Raw genomic sequence first — 19,413 nt, forward strand, 5'->3', positions numbered from 1 at the left:
TATTTTAATACACAGATACAAAAAATAGCTATTATGAATCAATACGATGTTGCCGTTATAGGATCGGGCCCTGGTGGATATGTAGCTGCCATACGTTGCGCCCAACTCGGTATGAAAACTGCCATAATTGAAAAATACTCCAATATGGGAGGTACCTGCCTCAACGTAGGTTGTATCCCATCTAAAGCATTACTAGACTCTTCCCATCACTATGAAGAGGCTGTAAAACATTTCGCTGATCATGGAATTGAAATTCCTGGAGAAGTAAAAGTGAATCTTGAAAAAATGATTGCCCGCAAAACCCAAGTGGTTGATCAAACCTCATCAGGAATAAAATTCCTAATGGACAAAAACAAAGTTGACACCTACGAGGGGATAGGAAGTTTTGCAACTGCAAACCAGATTCAGATAGCTAAAAATGATGGTACAACTCAAACCATTGAAGCTAAAAAAATAATTATTGCAACTGGATCTAAACCTTCTTCCTTACCTTTTATCACTATCGATAAAGAACGAATCATCACCTCTACTGAAGCTTTAAAATTACAAGAAGTACCTAAGCATCTTTTAGTCATAGGTGGCGGTGTAATTGGTCTTGAATTAGGTCAAGTATACAGACGTTTAGGAGCTGAAGTATCCGTAATTGAATATATGGATAGCATTATTCCTACTATGGATGGGGGGTTAGGTAAAGAACTTACAAAAGTCCTTAAAAAACAAGGATTTAAATTCTATACCAGTCATAAGGTTAAAGAAGTAACTCGCAATGGAAACACCATATCTGTAAAAGCAGATGACAAAAAAGGACAAGAAGTTGTTTTTGAAGGAGATTACTGTTTAGTTTCTGTTGGTAGACGCCCTTATACAGACGGTCTTAATCTGGAAGCTGCAGGAGTTATTGTAAACAATCGAGGGCAAGTTGAAGTTAATGACCACCTCCAGACAAATGTAAACCATATCTATGCAATTGGTGACGTTGTAAAAGGCGCGATGTTAGCTCATAAAGCAGAAGAGGAAGGCGTTATGGTTGCTGAAATTTTGGCGGGTCAAAAACCACATATAGACTACAACCTTATCCCTGGCGTAGTATATACTTGGCCAGAGGTTGCTGCAGTAGGAAAAACAGAGGAGCAACTTAAGGAAGCGGGGATCAAGTATAAAACCGGACAATTTCCAATGCGTGCTTTAGGTAGAGCTCGTGCAAGTATGGATATTGATGGTTTTGTAAAGATTCTTGCCGATGCGGAGACAGATGAAGTTCTTGGAGTACATATGATAGGTGCTCGTGTAGCTGACCTTATCGCCGAAGCGGTTACCGCCATGGAATTCCGAGCGAGCGCAGAAGATATTGCTAGAATGAGTCATGCGCACCCGACCTATGCAGAAGCCATTAAAGAAGCGGCACTAGCTGCTACTGAAAACCGTCCAATACATATTTAAAAATCATACAGAATTAAAAAACCACGCAATACGTGGTTTTTTTATTTCCTTTTTTGTTGCTTTTTATCCCCTCTAGTTTTAGGTTTCTTATACTTCTCTTTAATTTTACGCTTATAAGACCCTCCTAAATTAACCTTTTGATTCTTTGTCTTTTTTTCATGAAAAGCCGGTCCAGGGGTATCTTCCTCCGTAAGCTTAATAGGATTATAGTGCTCCTTAACTTGTGGTCGTTCCTCTTCCAACAGTTGGCTTTCTACACGTACTTCATCAGGAAATGGCATTATTTGCACCTCTTGATTCATCAACTCCTCAATAGCACTTATCCGGTCATTTTCTGCCTCAGTAGTAAAAACAAATGAAACACCCTGCTCGGTTGCTCTACCGGTTCGGCCAATACGATGCATATAGTTTTCCGGATATTCTGGCGTATCAATGTTGAAAACATGTGTTATACGAGAAATATCCAACCCCCTAGCCATTACATCAGTGGCAATTAAAATTCGTCTTTTACCTTGCTCAAAATCCTCCACAGATCTTAAACGATAGTTTTGGGTCTTATTAGAATGAATTACAGCACATTGTCCAGGATACTGCTCATCCATTTTCTCAAATACTATATCTGCTAACCGCTTACTACCTGCAAACACCAAGACTTTACTATAAGCCGTTTTATCTTCTACTAAATGTGCTAATAAATTAATTTTAGTGTAAAAGTTTTTCACCTTATATCTATACTGCAAAATGTTCTCTAAAGGAGTTCCAGAAGCAGCAATTGTCACACGTTCGGGCATCAAAAAGAAATCATCAATAAGGGCATCTATCTCAGTAGTCATTGTAGCTGAGAAAAGAATATTTTGTCTACGTTCAGGAAGTAAATCAAAAATATTTACCAATTGAAATCGAAATCCTAGATCCAACATCACGTCAACCTCATCAATGACCAACTTTTGGACGGATTTTAACTTTAGCACATTATTAATGGCAAAATCATACAACCGTCCAGGGGTTCCTACCAAAATATCAAGACCTTGAGTAATAATAGATGTTTGCGAACTCATACTTACACCACCATACACACCTCCTACCCTTACATTTATATAAGCAGCTAGTTTTTCAATTTCATCTACGACCTGTACTACCAACTCACGTGTAGGAACCAAAATAACAATTCGTGGATTCTGCTGCTTTGAAAACTTTAACTCTCTCAGTAATGGCAACATATATGCAAAAGTCTTTCCTGTTCCTGTTTGGGCAATACCTACCATATCCTTTCCGGATAGTATAACTCCAAATGCCTGTTCTTGAATAGGAGTAGGTGTTGTAAAACCAAGGTCATCCAGAGCATTATGCAAAGGAGTATTAAGTTGAAGATCTTTAAATATCACTATATAATAATTTTGAGCAAAAATACGTTTTTTTGACGGGAGATAAAAAAAGCGTGCCTCCGACAACGAAAGCACGCTTGAATTATACATAATTTGCTCTATGAACCTGAGCGAACAAAGGCTAGCAAAGCAATAATTTTTTCCTTTAGTTTTTGCAATATTAAATACACTACTTGGTAGGTTTCTAAAAAGAAAATTTGCAACTCCTGTTTTACAAGTTCTAACTTCTCCGTCACCATTGGCTTATACTCATTGTAACGGAAGGAAAGATATACCGTTGCTATCACAAACATTAATGCTCCTGGAACAATAACATAAGGATTCAAAGACAACTTAAAGAACTTATACAAACCAATTCCCGAAAAACTACCATACAACAACATGAAATGAATCACATAAATAGAAAGCGTGTTCTGACCAATAGTACGGATCGCTTTTGAGGTTATAACATTACGCAATAACATAAATAAAGTAAACCATATCATCACATTCCCCAAACGCATAAACAGGTAATTATTGGAATAAATTTGAGAAGCAAGCTCAATACCAGTAAGTCTGTATACTTCTAGGAAAAAGGGTGATGAAAACCACAACAATGCAATTCCCAATACAAAGGTGATCCCTATTGCATAATGATAGATATACTTAAACTCTTTGTACTTATTAAAAAATACAGCCATAAACGCTCCAAAAGCAGCATACCCAAACCAAGGGATAATAGTGAATACCGACCCATAAGCCTTCGTAAAATAGTTAGCCAAGGCTACAGGAAGCATTTCAAAATTAGAAGCACCATAGATAGGAGCAAACAAAAACAATAACAAGGTACTACCCAATAATAAGGAGGGCATTACAAAGCTTTTTCGTTGGTAAGAATACAAGTAAATACTAATAAGTAAGAGAATGGAAATACCAATACAATGTAATACATCTACCATGTAAAAACCTGCATAGACTTTCCCCACAAACAATCCAGTAATATTAAGACGCAACAAATACCCTAATCCAATAAGTGTCAAACCTCTCTTAATTCCCTTTCTCACCCTCGGATTATTCCATCCAACATTTACTGTATCTTTGATAAGCAAATACATAAAAATAAAACCCGCAACTGTAAAAAATGTAGGTGCCGTGATACCTCTAAAATATTTCCATGTACTGAAAATGATATTAGATTCGTCACGGAATTCCGGAGCTAATAAACTATCTACAAAATGCCCTTGAAGCATCATAGTGATAGCGAAAGCCCTCATAACATCAATAAAATAAAGACGGAAAGTGTTTTGTTTCATTAAAATGTATCTACTTAATTATCAGTCAATTTATCACCCGATTTCAAGTTGCAAAAGTATACAAAAAAAGGATAGCTTTTACAAGCACTGAATAATTTTAAAAAACTATACAATGCCTTCATTTACAATAAAAACTGAGTACTTGTATATTCCCTAAATCAGGAATTCTTACATGTACGGAATCCAAAAAGAGCGTACAGAGGACAAAAACCTACTAAACTTACAAGTACAAATACTACAGCTAAAATTAAAAGTATTGTCCCTAATAACCCTGTGACAACACCTTTGAAATATAATGCTCCTATAGTAGCGGCCAACATAACACGGATGAGCCGATCTAAATTACCCATGTTTTTTTTCATAACTATCAGATTTTTAATCCCTCTAATATAGTGTTTTTAGCAACACAAGCTACATTATTGGCATTCCAAAGTACAGCTCCATTAGTTTTCACAAATCATTCCAACGTATAGAAACTGTATCTAATAAACACTATTTTCTGCCATACCATAAAGACTACACTTTAGGTAAGCTCAAAACACTATCTCCTACTAAAATTGAAAAGTAAAAATGGCTAAAGAATAGGTGAGAATGATGTGTATAAAAAAAGCCCCTTGACGGAGCTTCTCAATTTATTACTAAGAGATACTATTTTCCAAACACCTTGCTTAGATCTGAAATTTCATAGGTGTTTTGACTACCATCTATCATCTTCTTAAGAACAAAGGTGTTTTCATTTATTTCATTCTCACCAATCATCAATACCATCGGAATTCCCTTTCTATCGGCGTAACTCATTTGTTTTTTCATTTTGGCCGTATCAGGATACAACTCTGCTCTTATACCTAAAGCACGTAAGCTCGTGACCATCTTCATACTGGCCATGGCTTCAACCTCTCCAAAATTAATACATAGCACTTCTATGTTCTCATTTACATTTTCAGGAAAAAGACCTAATTCTTCCAATACTAAATAAATTCGATCCAAACCAAAGGAAATACCTACTCCACTTACATCTTTCAGTCCAAAAATTCCAGTCAAATCATCATATCGACCTCCTCCTCCTATCGAACCCATAGCCACATTCTTGGGTGCTGCTACCTCAAAAATAGCTCCTGTATAATAATTTAATCCTCTTGCCAGGGTCACGTCTATTTCAAGCGAAGCTTGTAAAAGCCCCAACGTATCTATAGCTGAGACTATAAACTCAAGCTCTTGTATACCCTGCATTCCAATACTCGAATCTGCGAGCATCAACTTTAACTTGCCAAGTTTCTCTGAGTTATCTCCCGTAAAAGAAAACAGAGGCTGAACTTTTTCTATTGCCTCTTCGGAAATTCCCTTGGAAAGCATTTCATTTTTCACACCCTCAGCCCCAATTTTATCCAGCTTGTCCAAGGCCACTGTAAAATCAATAAGCTTATCTTGTGCTCCAATTACTTCTGCCAATCCTGAAAGAATTTTTCGGTTATTCATCTTTACAGTAACCCCTTGAAGACCCAACTCTTTAAATACAGCATCATACAACTGAATAAATTCAACCTCCTGCCATAATGATTGGGAACCAACTACATCAGCGTCACATTGGAAAAATTCTCTAAAGCGCCCCTTCTGAGGTCTATCAGCTCTCCATACTGGTTGTATCTGATACCGCTTAAATGGAAACGTAATATCATTTTGGTGCATTACTACATAACGAGCGAAAGGCACTGTTAGGTCATAGCGAAGTGCCTTCTCTGAAATATGGGTAGCGATCTTAGTGCTATCTTTACTATCATACATTTCATCTGAAATCTTAGAAAGGTAGTCTCCACTATTAAGTATTTTAAAAATAAGGCGGTCCCCTTCTTCCCCATATTTACCCATTAATGTTTCAGAATTTTCAAATGAAGGTGTTTCTATGGGTTGAAAACCGAATAGTTTAAATTGCTTTTTGATGATATCAAAAATATAGGTACGCTTTGCTATCTCAGCAGGCGAAAAATCTCTGGTCCCTTTAGGAATACCTGGTTTTTGTGCCATGTGTAAGTTTCAATTTAGGTTGCAAATATACAACGATTTCTATGCCGTAAAGTAGCACTTTACGCTATTTGCGGGTATATAGTAAATGATCTTTTAATGTAAAGGTAATGCTCTTATCAGGATTAATCTCATACCCTAGCAACAACTCACCCCAATGACTACCATCACTAAAATCACATATAATCCATTTATGATTCAACACCTTTATTTTGTTGATTTTCATAGTACCTTCCATCCCAACATAAGGAACCAATGGATTATCTCCTTTAGAAGTATTTGTGGCTATTAATTGATCCGCAATATACTGTTGTGGATTATCAAATTCAAATTCATCTATGTATGCAAGAGCTTCATCATTGTGCTCTAAGGAAAAATACATTAAGTCTTGTTTGTCGAAAAATAATTTTTTAACTGAATCTCTTAACTTAGTTCGCTCCTTTACCAACGCTTCCGTTTCTTTAGACATATTGGTAAAATATCGCTTGCTGTTTGTGTATTGAAACAAAATAAAAAGCACCGCAAATACTAGTAAGTAAAGGTATATATTCTTTTTCATGGTAATTAAATATCTATAGTAAGTGTATCAAAGGCCAAAAATACGTTTTTTGGGAGTTTTTTTTCAACTTCAGCATGAAAGCCTAATAAATGACTGATATGGGTAAGGTACGCGCGTTCTGGCTTGACAATGTTTATAAATTCAAGTGCCTCCTCAAGATTAAAATGAGAAGCATGGGGTTCTTCACGCAAGGCATTAACAACAAGCACTTTAACTCCTTTTAACTTTTCAAGTTCACTATCGTCAATAGTTTTCATATCAGTTAAGTAGGCAAAACAATCAATCCTAAAACCGAAAACTTGAAGTGTGTCATGCCACACACTTATAGGCACAATGGTCTTTCCTTTTAGCTCAAAAGGGGTATTATCTATTTGGTGAGCGACCACTTCAGGAGCACCTGGATAGCGATTCTCTTGAGCAAAAACATATTCAAAGCGTTTATGAAATTCATTCAAAACTCTTTGATGAGCATATATAGGAAGTGCTCCCTGACGAAAAACATAAGGCCTAATATCATCTATACCGGCTGTATGGTCTGCGTGTTCATGAGTAAAAAAAATCCCATCTATTCGCTCCACATTGTTAACCAACATTTGTTGTCTAAAATCAGGACCGCAATCAATCACAAAAGAGGCGCCCTCCCATTGTACCCAAACTGATACCCTAAGACGCTTATCCCTATTATCAGTACTCAAACATACAGGATGTTTACTACCAATAACAGGTATACCTTGAGAGGTTCCTGTACCTAAAAATGTAACTTTCAAATTTTGAGTTTTGGTCAAATTTATGAGTTTTTTGGAGAATAGCTTAACGATTCTTAGTAACTTTGTGATTCACAAAACACATAATTATGGCTATTGTTTTAAAAGGGGATAAACAAATTGAAAATGTACCCTCAATCAAAGCGAAAACCTTACGAATTAACCTCAACGAAGACATTTATGGAACTTTTGCCGAGATAGGTGCTGGCCAGGAAACTGTTAGGAATTTTTTTAGAGCAGGTGGAGCATCTGGTACGATAGCCAAGGCAATGAGTGCTTATGACAAAGACTTTAGTGACGCTATCTATGGCATTGAAGAAGATGGAAGATATGTAACAGAACTACGCTTAAAAAAAATGTTAGGTCACGAAATTGACCTTATGGAAAGAAGACTTTCCAGGGAGAAGCATCCTAATAAACTATTTTTTGCGTATGCCAACACGGTTGCTACTATTGACTTCTCAAAACGTTACAAAGGACATGGTTGGGTAGGAATCCGTTTTCAGCTTGATCCAAAGGAAGATTACAACGAAATCAGCATTCATATTCGTTTTCATCAAACCGAAGCCAGACTTCAACAAGAAACATTGGGAGTACTTGGAGTAAATCTTATTTATGGAGCATTCTACAAACATGACAATCCCAAAAAACTACTTCGTTATCTGTATGACCATATCGACAAAGACACTATAGAGATAGACACGGTAAACTTCTCTGGTCCTCGTTTTGCCCATATAGACAATCGCTTAATGAGTTTACAACTTGTTAAAAATGGGATGACTGAGGCTGTAATGTTTGATCCATCTGGGAATAACATTTTGCCAGCTGAACAACTCTACAAAAAAAATGTATTAGCACTAAGAGGAAGTTTTAGACCTGTTACTAAAGTGAATATGAGTATGTTTGAGAAATCATACGAAATGTTCTTAAAAGAAAACAAAGTTGATAAAGATAAAACAGAAGTAATTTTTGAAATTACCTTATCGAACTTACGTGCAGAAGGAGAGATTGATGAAGAAGATTTCTTAGATAGAGCGGATTTGTTATGTTCCTTGGGACAAACAGTAATGATCTCTAACTTCAAGGAATATTATCGCGTTGTAGAGTATTTTTCAAACTACACCAAAGCTCGTATGGGACTTGCTATGGGAGTAAGTAATTTAATAGAAATTTTTGATGAAAAATATTATCGTCATTTAAGCGGTGGTATTTTGGAAGCTTTCGGAAAATTATTCTTCAGAGATTTAAAAGTATATCTCTACCCAATGAAAGATCAAAATAGTGGTCAAGTAATCACCAGTGAGAACCTAAAGGTTCATCCAAGAATGAAGGAACTCTATAAATTCTTTAAGTTCAATGGTAAAGTTTTGGATATTACAGATTATGACGCCCACACTCTTGATATTTTCTCCCGAGAAGTATTAAAAATGATTGAAAACAATGAAGAAGGATGGCAGGAAATGCTTCCAGATGGAATTGCTGAAATGATAGAAGAAAAAGGCCTTTTTGGATGTATCGTTTGTAATGTGAGAAGACCACATAGATAACAAAATAATAGGCCTCTGTCACGAGGCCTTTACTTTTTAACTATCTAGTAATTGTGCGGCATGCTCCTTGGTTTTCACCTTGTCAATAACGCGAGTCACTGTATGAGATTCATCTAGCACAAAAGTCATTCTATGAATCCCATCATATTCTCTTCCCATAAATTTCTTAGGTCCCCAAACACCAAATGTTTCGATTACAGACTTGTCTTCATCAGCCAATAATGGGAAAGGAAATTCGTATTTATTGGAAAAGTTAGATTGCGCTTTTACAGAATCTGCACTCACACCCAATAATTCATAGCCTTGTTCCTTTAATTCTTTATAATGATCACGCAAATTACAAGCTTCCGCCGTGCAACCTGGTGTATTCGCCTTGGGATAGAAAAAAACAATCAGTTTTTTACCTGCATAATCAGCTAGCCTTACCGTATTTCCATTCTGATCTTTAGAAATAAATGAGGTTACTTTATCCCCTACTTTTAATGTTTTCATATCAATTCTTTTATTTTTGTATAAAACTACTTAAAAATGACCAAAACAGAAAAAGTTGCTTTTACCATTGAAACCCTAGACAAACTTTATCCTGAAATCCCCATCCCTCTTGATCATAAAGATCCGTACACATTACTTATAGCAGTCTTACTATCTGCCCAAAGTACAGACGTACGAGTAAACCAGATAACCCCATTACTCTTTGCTAAAGCCGACAATCCCTATGACATGATTAAATTATCGGTGGAAGAAATTAGAGACATCATTAAACCAGTTGGACTTTCACCTATGAAGTCCAAAGGAATTTACGAATTATCACACATTCTTATCGAAAAACATCAAGGGAAAGTTCCTATAGACTTTGACGCCTTAGAAGCCTTACCAGCGGTTGGGCATAAAACTGCTAGTGTAGTAATGAGTCAAGCGTTTGGCATTCCAGCATTTCCTGTTGACACCCATATCCATAGATTAATGTACCGTTGGGGTTTCAGTTCAGGTAAAAATGTGGTCCAGACTGAAAAAGACGCAAAGAGGATATTTCCAAAAGAAAAATGGAACATATTACATTTACAGATGATTTGGTACGGTAGAGAATACTCTCCCGCCCGAGGGTGGAATTTGGAAAAAGATATTATCACCAAAACTATCGGAAGAAAAAGTGGCTCAATCTCAAAAGTTGTGTGTGACTTTAACTTAAGAGTGTGATCTTTGTAAAAAAATTGATCGACATTGGAATTATCATTAGACCTATTAAAGTTTATTTTACCAGAAGTATTACTTACTCACTTTGACCTAGTTTCTCATAAGACAGAGGATGGTACACTTCATTTATATTTTGAAGAAAAGAAAGACACCCCTAAAGAAGAAAAACATCGTATTTTAATAGCTCATGGTTTTCATAAAGAGATAGTAATTCAAGACTTTCCATTGCGAGGCAAGACAGTCTTTCTCCATATCAAGCGTCGTCGTTGGCTTGACAAGAGCACTAATGAAATAGTACAAAGAGATTGGGATCTGGTAGCACAGGGAACGCGGATGACCGTCGAGTTCGCTGCTTTTTTAAAAGTACTTGGTCAATACTAAGGCTTCGGACTGCCACACCATAGGCTATTTCTATGGGGTTAACGGGAAGAAACTCCAGCGCCAATACAAGGATTATCTAAGTGATTTTAAAGATTGGAAGCAAAAGAAACATGCTAAAGAATGGCTCCTATTCCCTGAAAACATCGGGTCATATCTTTCCATTGATGAAACGGCACTCTCCAAGGGAGAACTCTATACGATTATCACTAACAAAAAGGCAAAAGGCAAGAAGGGAGCTATAGTGGGTATATTCTCAGGGACTAAGGTAGAACCTATCATAGAACAACTTCTGAAGATATCGGCTAAGGAAAGAAGCAAGGTCAGGGAAGTCACTCTAGATATGGCCAACTCCATGAAGATCATTGTTAAAAAATGCTTCCCTAAAGCAATACAGGTCACCGATCGCTTCCATGTGCAGAAATTGGCACTGGAAGCCCTTCAGGATATCCGGATCAAACACAGATGGGAGGCAATAGACTTAGAAAATGAACTCATAAAACAAGCTAGGGAAAAGAACAAATCATTTGTTCCAGAAGAATTCAACAATGGGGATACTAGAAAGCAATTATTAGCTAGAAGTAGGTATCTACTATACAAAGCTCCAAATAATTGGACGGAGAATCAACACGAAAGAAGTAAGATATTGTTCAATCAATATCCTGATATAAAAATAGCCTTTAATCTTGTTCAAGGACTTAGAAACATATTCAATGCAGCAACCTCTGTCGAGACCGCATATACTAAAATGGCGCATTGGTACAAAGATGTAGAAAATACAGGTTTTAGGGCATTCAATACCATTGCAAACACCATAACAGTTAATTACAGATCCATCCTGAATTATTTTATAAATAGAAGCACAAACGCTTCCGCTGAATCATTCAATGCTAAAATAAAAGCTTTTAGAAGTCAATTCAGAGGGGTTAGAAACATAGAATTCTTCCTATATAGATTGACCAAAATATTTGCGTAAACACAACATTTAGTCTTGATCCGAAAAAGTGTTATTAACGCCTATAATAAGCAAAAGAAAAAAGCGACCTAAGGTCGCTTTTAGTTGAGTATATTCTCAAACTTTAGTTCTTTGTAAGTCACCAAGTGAAATGCCTTTGAGTACGAAAGTAGAAATTCGATTGTTTCCTTTTTAGGCTGTAAACACTCAATTTCTTGCACCTTTTTAGAGTAGATTTTTCCCATATTGTTAATTTGATTAGACATATCATAATAACGAAGGGAAATATCAAATATTGTTCAGTAGGTTAAAAATTAATTAGTTAACACTATCTGATGTTTATTTATCAATTTGCGAAGATTTATGAGCGCATAACGCATTCTACCTAATGCCGTATTAATACTTACTCCGGTTACTTCAGAGATTTCTTTAAAACTCATATCTCTATAAATACGCATCTCCAGTACCTCACGCTGATCATCCGGAAGTTCTTCCAACAATTTTGTGACATCTGTTTCCACCTGATCCTTTATCATTTGATTTTCTACATTCAATGCGGTATCACCTATTATGGAAAATATATTAAAATCTTCTTTGCCATCGTATTTAGGCATTCGATTATTCCTTCTGAAGTAATCTATAACAAGGTTATGAGCAATACGCATTACCCAAGGTAAAAATTTACCTTCCTCATTATAACATCCACGTTTAAGAGTTTTTATAACCTTAATAAAGGTATCCTGGAATATGTCTTCAGAAGCATCTTTGTCTAAAACTTTTGAATAAATAAAGTTATAAACTTTTGCACTATGGCGATTAATAAGTTCTGCTAATGCTTGTTCGTCACCTTGAACGTAACTTTTAACTAAATCAGCGTCTTGAAGAAGTGTTTGCATACTACTACTTTTTATTGGATGGTTAAAAGGTTTCCAGCAATTAGAAATTTCCTTTTTATCAAATTTTTAGTAAAGTAGTTTTATAGTATAGGCGAAAATATTGACGTTAACAGTCCAAATATATGAAGATATTTCTCAAATATGCAAATATTTTACGCTTTTTTTAACCCGTAGTATTTTGCAAATGAGTTGTTTTTGCTGCTATGCTATGCCTATATTTGTAGTTTCTTTTCAAGGCTATGAATACAATTACTGAATTAAATCCAAAAGAATATATCCTAATAAAAGGAGCCAAACTTCACAATCTTAAAAATATTGACGTGGCCATACCACGTAACAAACTAGTTGTGATCACTGGTTTATCTGGTTCAGGGAAATCAAGTCTAGCATTTGATACATTATACGCTGAAGGACAAAGACGCTATGTAGAAAGTTTATCCTCCTATGCAAGACAATTTTTAGGTAGATTGGACAAACCCAAGGTTGATAGTATAAAAGGAATTGCACCTGCAATTGCCATTGAACAAAAGGTAAATTCAACCAATCCACGATCCACAGTAGGTACCTCCACTGAAATTTATGATTATTTAAAACTACTATACGCAAGAATCGGAAAAACAATTTCACCAATTTCTGGTGAAGAAGTAAAAAAGCACACGGTCTCAGATGTAGTAAACCATATCATGTCATTTCCAGAAGGAACCAAACTCTTACTATTGGCACCCGTACACATTCCTGAGGAACGCAGTGTTGTACAAACATTACAATTACTTTCTCAACAAGGATATGCCCGAATACGTTACCAAGGAGAAATTGTACGTATAGACAGTATTACTAGTGAGCTGGATCATGATTTTCAATTGGTTGTAGACAGGATTATCACACAAACAGATGAAGACTTTATACATCGTCTAGCTGACGCTTCGGACACCGCCTTCTTTGAAGGAAAAGGACAGTGTATTGTTGAAGAAATGGAAAGCGGAAAACAAGCGCATTTCAGCAATAGTTTTGAATTAGATGGCATTACCTTTTTAGAACCCAATGTGCATCTTTTTAGCTTCAATAATCCCTATGGAGCTTGTCCTAAATGTGAAGGATATGGAGACGTGATAGGAATAGATGAAGATTTAGTGATTCCAAATCCTGCACTCTCAGTATATGAAAACTGTATTTTTGCATGGCGAGGTGACAGTATGAGTTGGTACAGGGATCAACTTGTAGACAATGCCTATAAATTTGAGTTCCCCATTCATAAACCATGGTTTGAACTTTCTGAAGAGCAAAAGCAACTCGTTTGGAATGGCAACTCACATTTCACAGGTCTACATACTTTTTTTAATGAACTAGAAGAAAAAGCATATAAAATCCAAAACAGGGTTATGCTTTCCCGTTATAGAGGAAAAACAAAGTGCCCTGAATGCCAAGGTAAACGATTACGTAAAGAAGCAAGTTATGTGTATGTGGGAGGAAAAACTTTACCTGATTTGGTCACATTACCAATAAAAAATCTAAGTACCTTCTTCAACCAGCTTGTCTTGAGTTCTCATGAATCTAAAATTGCAGATCGGTTACTAAGAGAAATCAACAATAGGTTAGGCTACCTATGGCAAGTTGGATTGGACTATCTAACACTAAATCGAAAGTCTAACACCCTATCAGGTGGAGAAAGTCAGCGTATAAATCTTGCCACCTCCCTTGGAAGCAGTTTGGTAGGATCCATGTATATACTGGATGAACCTAGTATAGGTTTACACCCAAAGGACACCGAACAACTTATAGGTGTTTTATTACGTCTTAGAGATTTAGGCAATACGGTCATTGTAGTTGAACATGATGAAGAAATCATGAAGGCCGCGGACACCATTATTGATATTGGTCCGCAAGCGGGCACTCATGGTGGGCAAGTGGTTGGTTATGGGTCCTATCAGGAGATTCTAGGTGGAGATTCACTCACTGCCAAGTACCTTAATGGTTCTATGGAAATTGCAGTCCCTCCAAGTCGAAGAACTTCCCCACATTACATTCGTATAAAAGGCGCTAGAGAACACAATTTGAAAAATATTGATGTTACCATTCCTTTGGATATGCTTACTGTAGTTACAGGAGTTTCGGGTAGCGGAAAAAGTACCTTAGTCAAGAAAATTGTCTATCCTGCTTTATTAAAAGCATTGGGTGGATATGGAGAAAAAGCAGGTCAACACCTTTCCTTTGAAGGCAAGTTCAATCATATAACTTCGGTTGAATATATAGACCAAAACCCAATTGGTAGATCATCACGATCAAATCCCGTAACCTATATTAAAGCGTATGACGATATAAGGGATTTGTTTTCAAAACAAAAATTGTCACAACTAAGAGGATATCAAGCCAAGCATTTTTCATTTAATGTAGATGGTGGGCGATGTGAAACTTGCAAAGGAGAAGGAGAAGTGACTATAGAAATGCAGTTTATGGCAGATGTCCATCTGGTATGTGAGACTTGTAATGGCAAACGGTTTAAAAAAGAAGTATTAGAAGTTACCTATGAAAACAAAAACATAGACAACATTCTTAATCTTACCATTGACGATGCTATCACCTTCTTTAAGCAATATAACCAGTCTAAGATTGTTACTAAACTTCAACCCTTACAGGATGTAGGTTTAGGTTATGTAACACTTGGACAATCTTCTTCTACCCTCTCTGGTGGTGAAGCTCAACGTATTAAATTGGCCTCTTTTTTAGTAAAAGGTACAACCAAGGAAAAAACATTGTTTATTTTTGATGAACCAACCACCGGTCTGCATTTTCACGACATTCAAAAACTGCTTACTTCTTTTTATGCACTCCTAGAAAAAGGTCATTCTATCCTTGTTGTTGAGCATAATATGGAACTCATAAAATGCGCCGATTTCATTGTAGACCTCGGTCCTGAAGGAGGTGAAAACGGAGGTCAATTAATTGGTTCTGGAACTCCTGAACAACTAGCTAAAATAAATGAAAGTTTCACAGGTAAATACCTAAAAGAGAAACTATAACACTAGATAACTAAAGAACTATGTTTTCATTCTTTACTAAAAAAACCTTTGTAGCTGATTCATTTGAAAATATGGTAGATATTCATTGCCATATTCTTCCTGGAATTGATGATGGAGCCGCTACAACAGATGTTTCCCGTTTAATGCTTGAAAAGTATCAAAGTCTTGGCTTCACCAAAATAATTGCCACCCCGCATGTGATGGAAGATTACTATCAGCTTAACAGTACAAAAATTCAAAATGCACTTTCTAACTTCAAACCAATTTCTAAAGAATATCAACTGAACCTTAATGCTTCAGCGGAGTATTTAATGGATAATCAGTTGCAACAACTTATAGATACAGATGACCTGATACCCCTTTCCATAGAGAATCACCTACTGGTAGAAATGTCTTTCTTTATGAGGCCAATACAATTGGAAAATCACCTTTTTCAATTAAATGACAAACAGTTTAAAATAGTAATGGCACATCCTGAACGGTATGAATACTTAAAAACAATAAGCGATTTTCAAGCCTTAAAAGAGAAAGGTTGTAATTTTCAACTTAATTTACTTTCAATAAGTGGTCACTATGGAACCACGGTACAAAAAAAAGCCGAATTGCTATTACAAAACGGCTTTATAGATTTTATAGGCACCGATGCTCACAGACCGGAACATCTCACTAAAATTGAACAACTTACAGTTTCAAAAACGATCATGGAAGCGTTACAAAATAGCATAGAGAACACTAAAGCCAAATTCTCCTAAGAATAATTAAGCCCTGCCGGTAAACGCCTTTTTTATTCGCTGGATAAACGTTTCCTTCTCCCCTCCATAGGTATAGCCATATTTATTACCATATCCAAAATTAGCCATGCTTACATCATTCAATACTAAGGCCACATTATTAATTTTACCTTGAGAAGAATTATCTTTAATAAATTCTAACAACTGTTGTTCTGTATACCCAGCTCTCATTACATAAATGGTGGCGTCCGCATACTTACTAATTAAGAACGTATCCGTAACCAATAATAAAGGCGCCGTATCATAAATTACATAATCATACGATTGTCTTAGCTCCTCTACAAGTACCTCTATTCGTTTTGACATCAAAAGCTCTGCAGGGTTTGGAGGAATACTTCCTGAGGTTATAATGGCCAAATTTGCATTCATATCAGAGATCTGAGTAATATCTTTAACTGTCAATTTAGAATCGAAAAGAAAATTAGACACTCCTCTTTGTGTATTGGTATCTGGTAAATAACGTTGTAGTTGTGGATTTCTCAAATCTATCCCAACAATAGCTACTTTATTGTTTGTACTTGCCAAAGTCAATGCTAAATTGAATGAGGTAAATGTTTTACCTTCTCCTTTAACAGAAGAGGTTACAAAAATAGATTTACCCAGGCCCTTTGTTTCAATATTAACAAACAGATACTGAATGTTAGTTCGCAATATTCTGAAGGCTTCTGCCAACACAGTACGATCGTTAGACACAATTACTTCAGATTCACTTTTCCCTATCCTTGGCAATTCTCCCACCAAAGGAATGTTTGGTACTATACGCTCAACATCCTTACGGTTGTTAACTTTATTGTCCAAAAGATCTTTGGTATAAATCAATCCAAAAGGTATCAATAAACCCAATAGCAAGGAAGCCAAATACACTATCTTTCTCTTAGGAGAAATAGGATGCTTTGAACTGTAAGCATAATCTACAATTTTAGCTTTTGGTGCTGTCACGGCTAAAGAGATAGAATTCTCTTCACGCTTTTGTAACAAATATAAATATAGTGCCTCCTTAATAGTTTGTTGACGTTCAATTCCTCTAAACTCCATTTCTTGCCCAGGAGCCTTAGCTATACGTCCTTCAATAAGATTTTCTTGTCTATTGAAATCCTTTAATGCTACATTTAGCGATGATCGTGTATTTTGCAAACTAGAAACGATTGTTGTCTTTAACTGCGCTAATTGGTCATCAACAGCAATGACGGCCGGGTTTTTATCAGTTGCACTCTTAAGCAAATGATTTCTTTCAATTACAAGTTTATTATATTCTGCAGTTAATTGGGTTAAAGCAACATCTTCAAAACCCAAATTCACTGGCAACAATCCAGGCCTGGAATCTCTACTGATATGTTCCAACATTGAATTTGTTAAGGCCAATTGTGTCCCTACTTCCAATTGTTTTTTATTAAACTCACTAGCATTTTCCAAATACAATTTGGACTCCGTCATTAAATCAGTTAGCTTGTTTTGAGTTTTAAAAGTAACTTTCCCTTGCTCCACTGAATCTAATTCCCCTGAAATAATCCTTAATCGTTCATCAATAAACTTTGCAGTGTTTTCTGAAACCAAATTTTTATCCTCGATAGCATCACGATTGTATTGTGTCACTAATTCATTTAAAACATCCTCTGCTTTATTTTTGACAGGATGGTTTAAACTCAGTTGAATTACACTACTATTTTTATTAGTAAGATTAATCTGTATAGCTTCTTGATATTGGGCAACTTTATCCTCAACTGTGGAAAATTCAACAATAACGGGAGTACCTATCAGTTCCAAAGCTTTAGAATCAACACTCTCATTTGGCATAATAATAAAGCTTCCAAAGGGAAGTGTCACCGTTTCACCCAATTGGTGTAAGCTTTTTTTACCTTTATACACTAGGGTAACCTTAGAATTTTTGTCCATTGTTGCTTGAACAGAAGTTCCAGCTACAAAGTCCTCTGCATAGCCCAAAACCCGAATAGAAAAAGGGATATCATTATACTTTTCGGTGGCTATAATTCGACCTTCAACAAGATAGGTAACTTGTAAATTTAATTGTTCAACAACCGAAGTAAGTAACCTCTTAGACTTTAGAATTTCAATTTCATTTTCAATACTTGCTGAACCAAAACCTCCCAAAAGCCCCATGCTTTCAAAAGCCGCAAGTTCAGATATACCTCCTCCTTTCTTTTCATCTTTAATTATCACACTAGCTTGTGTTTGATAGGAGGATACTGTATATCTCAAATAAAGAAATGCCAAAGTTACACAAACTATTACCCCTAGGACAAACCACCAACCATGTCTGAGGTACTTTTCAAGTTGTTCTCTAATATTTAGTTCTTGTGTGCTTTGAGAATCGTTAAACGACGAGGAATTATTCATGCTAAAATTATCTAGTTAAAACAGAAATCAATGTGATTAATATTGACCCCATAGAAATAAAAACAGGTATATTACGGTTGTAATTAGCGCTGCTTACTTGTGCCTTATTAGGTTCTACGTACACCACATCATTTTGCTGCAAATAGTAAAAAGGAGTATTAATAAAGTCTCCTTTAGTTATATCAATGTAAGTATGGGTTTTCACCCCATCCGTCTCACGTATTACCAGCACATTATCGCGACGGCCATAAATGGTCATATCTCCTGCTTGCGCCAATGCCTCTAACAAAGTAATACGTTCATCAGGGATGGTAAAACTTCCAGGTCTTGTCACCTCTCCAAGAACAGATACTTTGTAATTCCTAATACGAACGTTCACAATGGGATCCGTAACATATGCAGCTATTTTTGACTCAAGCACATTGGTTAATTCCGTTCTTGTAAGGCCCGCTACCTTTAACCTACCCAATACCGGAAATTCAATATTCCCTTCAGGATCTACCAAATACGATTGTAATTGTTGGCCACCCACCACAGCTCCTGTAAGACTTTCCTGTCCTACTATAGGCAAGTTAAAAGGTTGAACAGCCTTTAAATCAAAAGCAGAAACAACTATAGTCAACAAATCACTAGAACGTATAAGGGTCTTATATTGGGATTGAGCCTCTTCGGCCAAGGCAACATCAAGATTACTGAAGTAAACGACTTTCTTGCGATTGGCACAAGAAGATAATATTAATACTAATGTAAGTGTTAAAAATAAAGGTACTAAACCTGATTTATTCATGTTTTAATTTTTTGGTAAATATAGAATTTTGAAT

The 19,413-nt window shown here is 36.1% G+C and carries 17 protein-coding genes; 7 read left to right on the top strand and 10 right to left on the bottom strand.

The window, feature by feature from the left end; genetic code table 11:
- The first annotated feature begins 33 nt into the window (after nt 1-33).
- The gene (gene lpdA, locus PT603_RS06230) at nt 34-1,440 is read left to right on the top strand and encodes a dihydrolipoyl dehydrogenase (protein WP_008239832.1); all 1,407 of its coding nucleotides are present in this window, start codon (nt 34-36) and stop codon (nt 1,438-1,440) included.
- A 41-nt stretch (nt 1,441-1,481) separates the two neighbouring features.
- On the opposite strand, the gene PT603_RS06235 is transcribed toward lpdA, so the two are convergent.
- The 6 genes from PT603_RS06235 to PT603_RS06260 form a co-directional block, all read right to left on the bottom strand.
- Nucleotides 1,482-2,825 (bottom strand): DEAD/DEAH box helicase, encoded by a 1,344-nt coding sequence (locus PT603_RS06235; protein ID WP_040488728.1) that lies wholly within the window; start codon nt 2,823-2,825, stop codon nt 1,482-1,484.
- Nucleotides 2,826-2,923: 98 nt separating this feature from the next.
- A complete protein-coding gene (locus PT603_RS06240; RefSeq protein ID WP_008239829.1) occupies nt 2,924-4,117 on the bottom strand; it encodes a heparan-alpha-glucosaminide N-acetyltransferase domain-containing protein in 1,194 nt (397 codons plus the stop codon).
- 158 nt (nt 4,118-4,275) lie between these two features.
- On the bottom strand, nt 4,276-4,479 hold the full coding sequence (locus PT603_RS06245) for a YgaP family membrane protein (protein WP_040488726.1): 204 nt from the start codon (nt 4,477-4,479) through the stop codon (nt 4,276-4,278).
- Between the two features lie 286 nt (nt 4,480-4,765).
- Entirely contained in the window at nt 4,766-6,139 is a 1,374-nt protein-coding gene (hisS, locus tag PT603_RS06250; protein ID WP_008239826.1) for a histidine--tRNA ligase, read from the bottom strand.
- Nucleotides 6,140-6,203: 64 nt separating this feature from the next.
- Entirely contained in the window at nt 6,204-6,695 is a 492-nt protein-coding gene (locus PT603_RS06255) for a hypothetical protein (protein ID WP_040488725.1), read from the bottom strand.
- 5 nt (nt 6,696-6,700) lie between these two features.
- Nucleotides 6,701-7,462 (bottom strand): MBL fold metallo-hydrolase, encoded by a 762-nt coding sequence (locus PT603_RS06260; protein ID WP_008239822.1) that lies wholly within the window; start codon nt 7,460-7,462, stop codon nt 6,701-6,703.
- Between the two features lie 86 nt (nt 7,463-7,548).
- Here PT603_RS06260 and PT603_RS06265 point away from each other — a divergent pair, with 86 nt between their 5' ends.
- Nucleotides 7,549-9,006 (top strand): hypothetical protein, encoded by a 1,458-nt coding sequence (locus PT603_RS06265; protein WP_008239821.1) that lies wholly within the window; start codon nt 7,549-7,551, stop codon nt 9,004-9,006.
- Nucleotides 9,007-9,042: 36 nt separating this feature from the next.
- Here PT603_RS06265 and bcp read toward each other — a convergent pair whose 3' ends face one another.
- Nucleotides 9,043-9,498 (bottom strand): thioredoxin-dependent thiol peroxidase, encoded by a 456-nt coding sequence (gene bcp / locus PT603_RS06270; protein WP_008239820.1) that lies wholly within the window; start codon nt 9,496-9,498, stop codon nt 9,043-9,045.
- A gap of 36 nt (nt 9,499-9,534) precedes the next feature.
- Between bcp and PT603_RS06275 the strand changes: the two genes are divergently transcribed.
- From PT603_RS06275 to PT603_RS06285, 3 genes are read left to right on the top strand one after another with little or no spacing between them, the layout of a single operon-like run.
- Nucleotides 9,535-10,203, top strand: coding sequence for an endonuclease III domain-containing protein (locus PT603_RS06275; RefSeq protein ID WP_008239819.1), 669 nt, complete (start codon nt 9,535-9,537; stop codon nt 10,201-10,203).
- Between the two features lie 24 nt (nt 10,204-10,227).
- On the top strand, nt 10,228-10,581 hold the full coding sequence (locus tag PT603_RS06280; RefSeq protein WP_008240787.1) for an ISAon1 family transposase N-terminal region protein: 354 nt from the start codon (nt 10,228-10,230) through the stop codon (nt 10,579-10,581).
- Nucleotides 10,568-11,554, top strand: a complete 987-nt coding sequence (locus PT603_RS06285; protein ID WP_274238691.1) for an ISAon1 family transposase — start codon at nt 10,568-10,570, stop codon at nt 11,552-11,554. Before PT603_RS06280 ends, PT603_RS06285 begins: the two co-directional genes overlap by 14 nt.
- A gap of 293 nt (nt 11,555-11,847) precedes the next feature.
- Here PT603_RS06285 and PT603_RS06290 read toward each other — a convergent pair whose 3' ends face one another.
- Entirely contained in the window at nt 11,848-12,429 is a 582-nt protein-coding gene (locus tag PT603_RS06290) for an RNA polymerase sigma factor (protein ID WP_008240641.1), read from the bottom strand.
- Between the two features lie 239 nt (nt 12,430-12,668).
- Between PT603_RS06290 and uvrA the strand changes: the two genes are divergently transcribed.
- Nucleotides 12,669-15,446: an excinuclease ABC subunit UvrA gene (uvrA, locus tag PT603_RS06295; RefSeq protein WP_008240640.1), complete on the top strand. Its 2,778-nt coding sequence runs from the start codon at nt 12,669-12,671 to the stop codon at nt 15,444-15,446.
- 20 nt (nt 15,447-15,466) lie between these two features.
- Nucleotides 15,467-16,198, top strand: coding sequence for a tyrosine-protein phosphatase (locus PT603_RS06300; RefSeq protein WP_008240639.1), 732 nt, complete (start codon nt 15,467-15,469; stop codon nt 16,196-16,198).
- A gap of 6 nt (nt 16,199-16,204) precedes the next feature.
- Here PT603_RS06300 and PT603_RS06305 read toward each other — a convergent pair whose 3' ends face one another.
- The gene (locus PT603_RS06305; protein ID WP_008240638.1) at nt 16,205-18,592 is read right to left on the bottom strand and encodes a GumC family protein; all 2,388 of its coding nucleotides are present in this window, start codon (nt 18,590-18,592) and stop codon (nt 16,205-16,207) included.
- Between the two features lie 7 nt (nt 18,593-18,599).
- A complete protein-coding gene (locus PT603_RS06310; protein WP_008240637.1) occupies nt 18,600-19,379 on the bottom strand; it encodes a polysaccharide biosynthesis/export family protein in 780 nt (259 codons plus the stop codon).
- Nucleotides 19,380-19,413 lie beyond the last annotated feature (34 nt).

This window comes from Imtechella halotolerans (genome assembly GCF_028743515.2).
GTDB lineage: Bacteria > Bacteroidota > Bacteroidia > Flavobacteriales > Flavobacteriaceae > Imtechella > Imtechella halotolerans.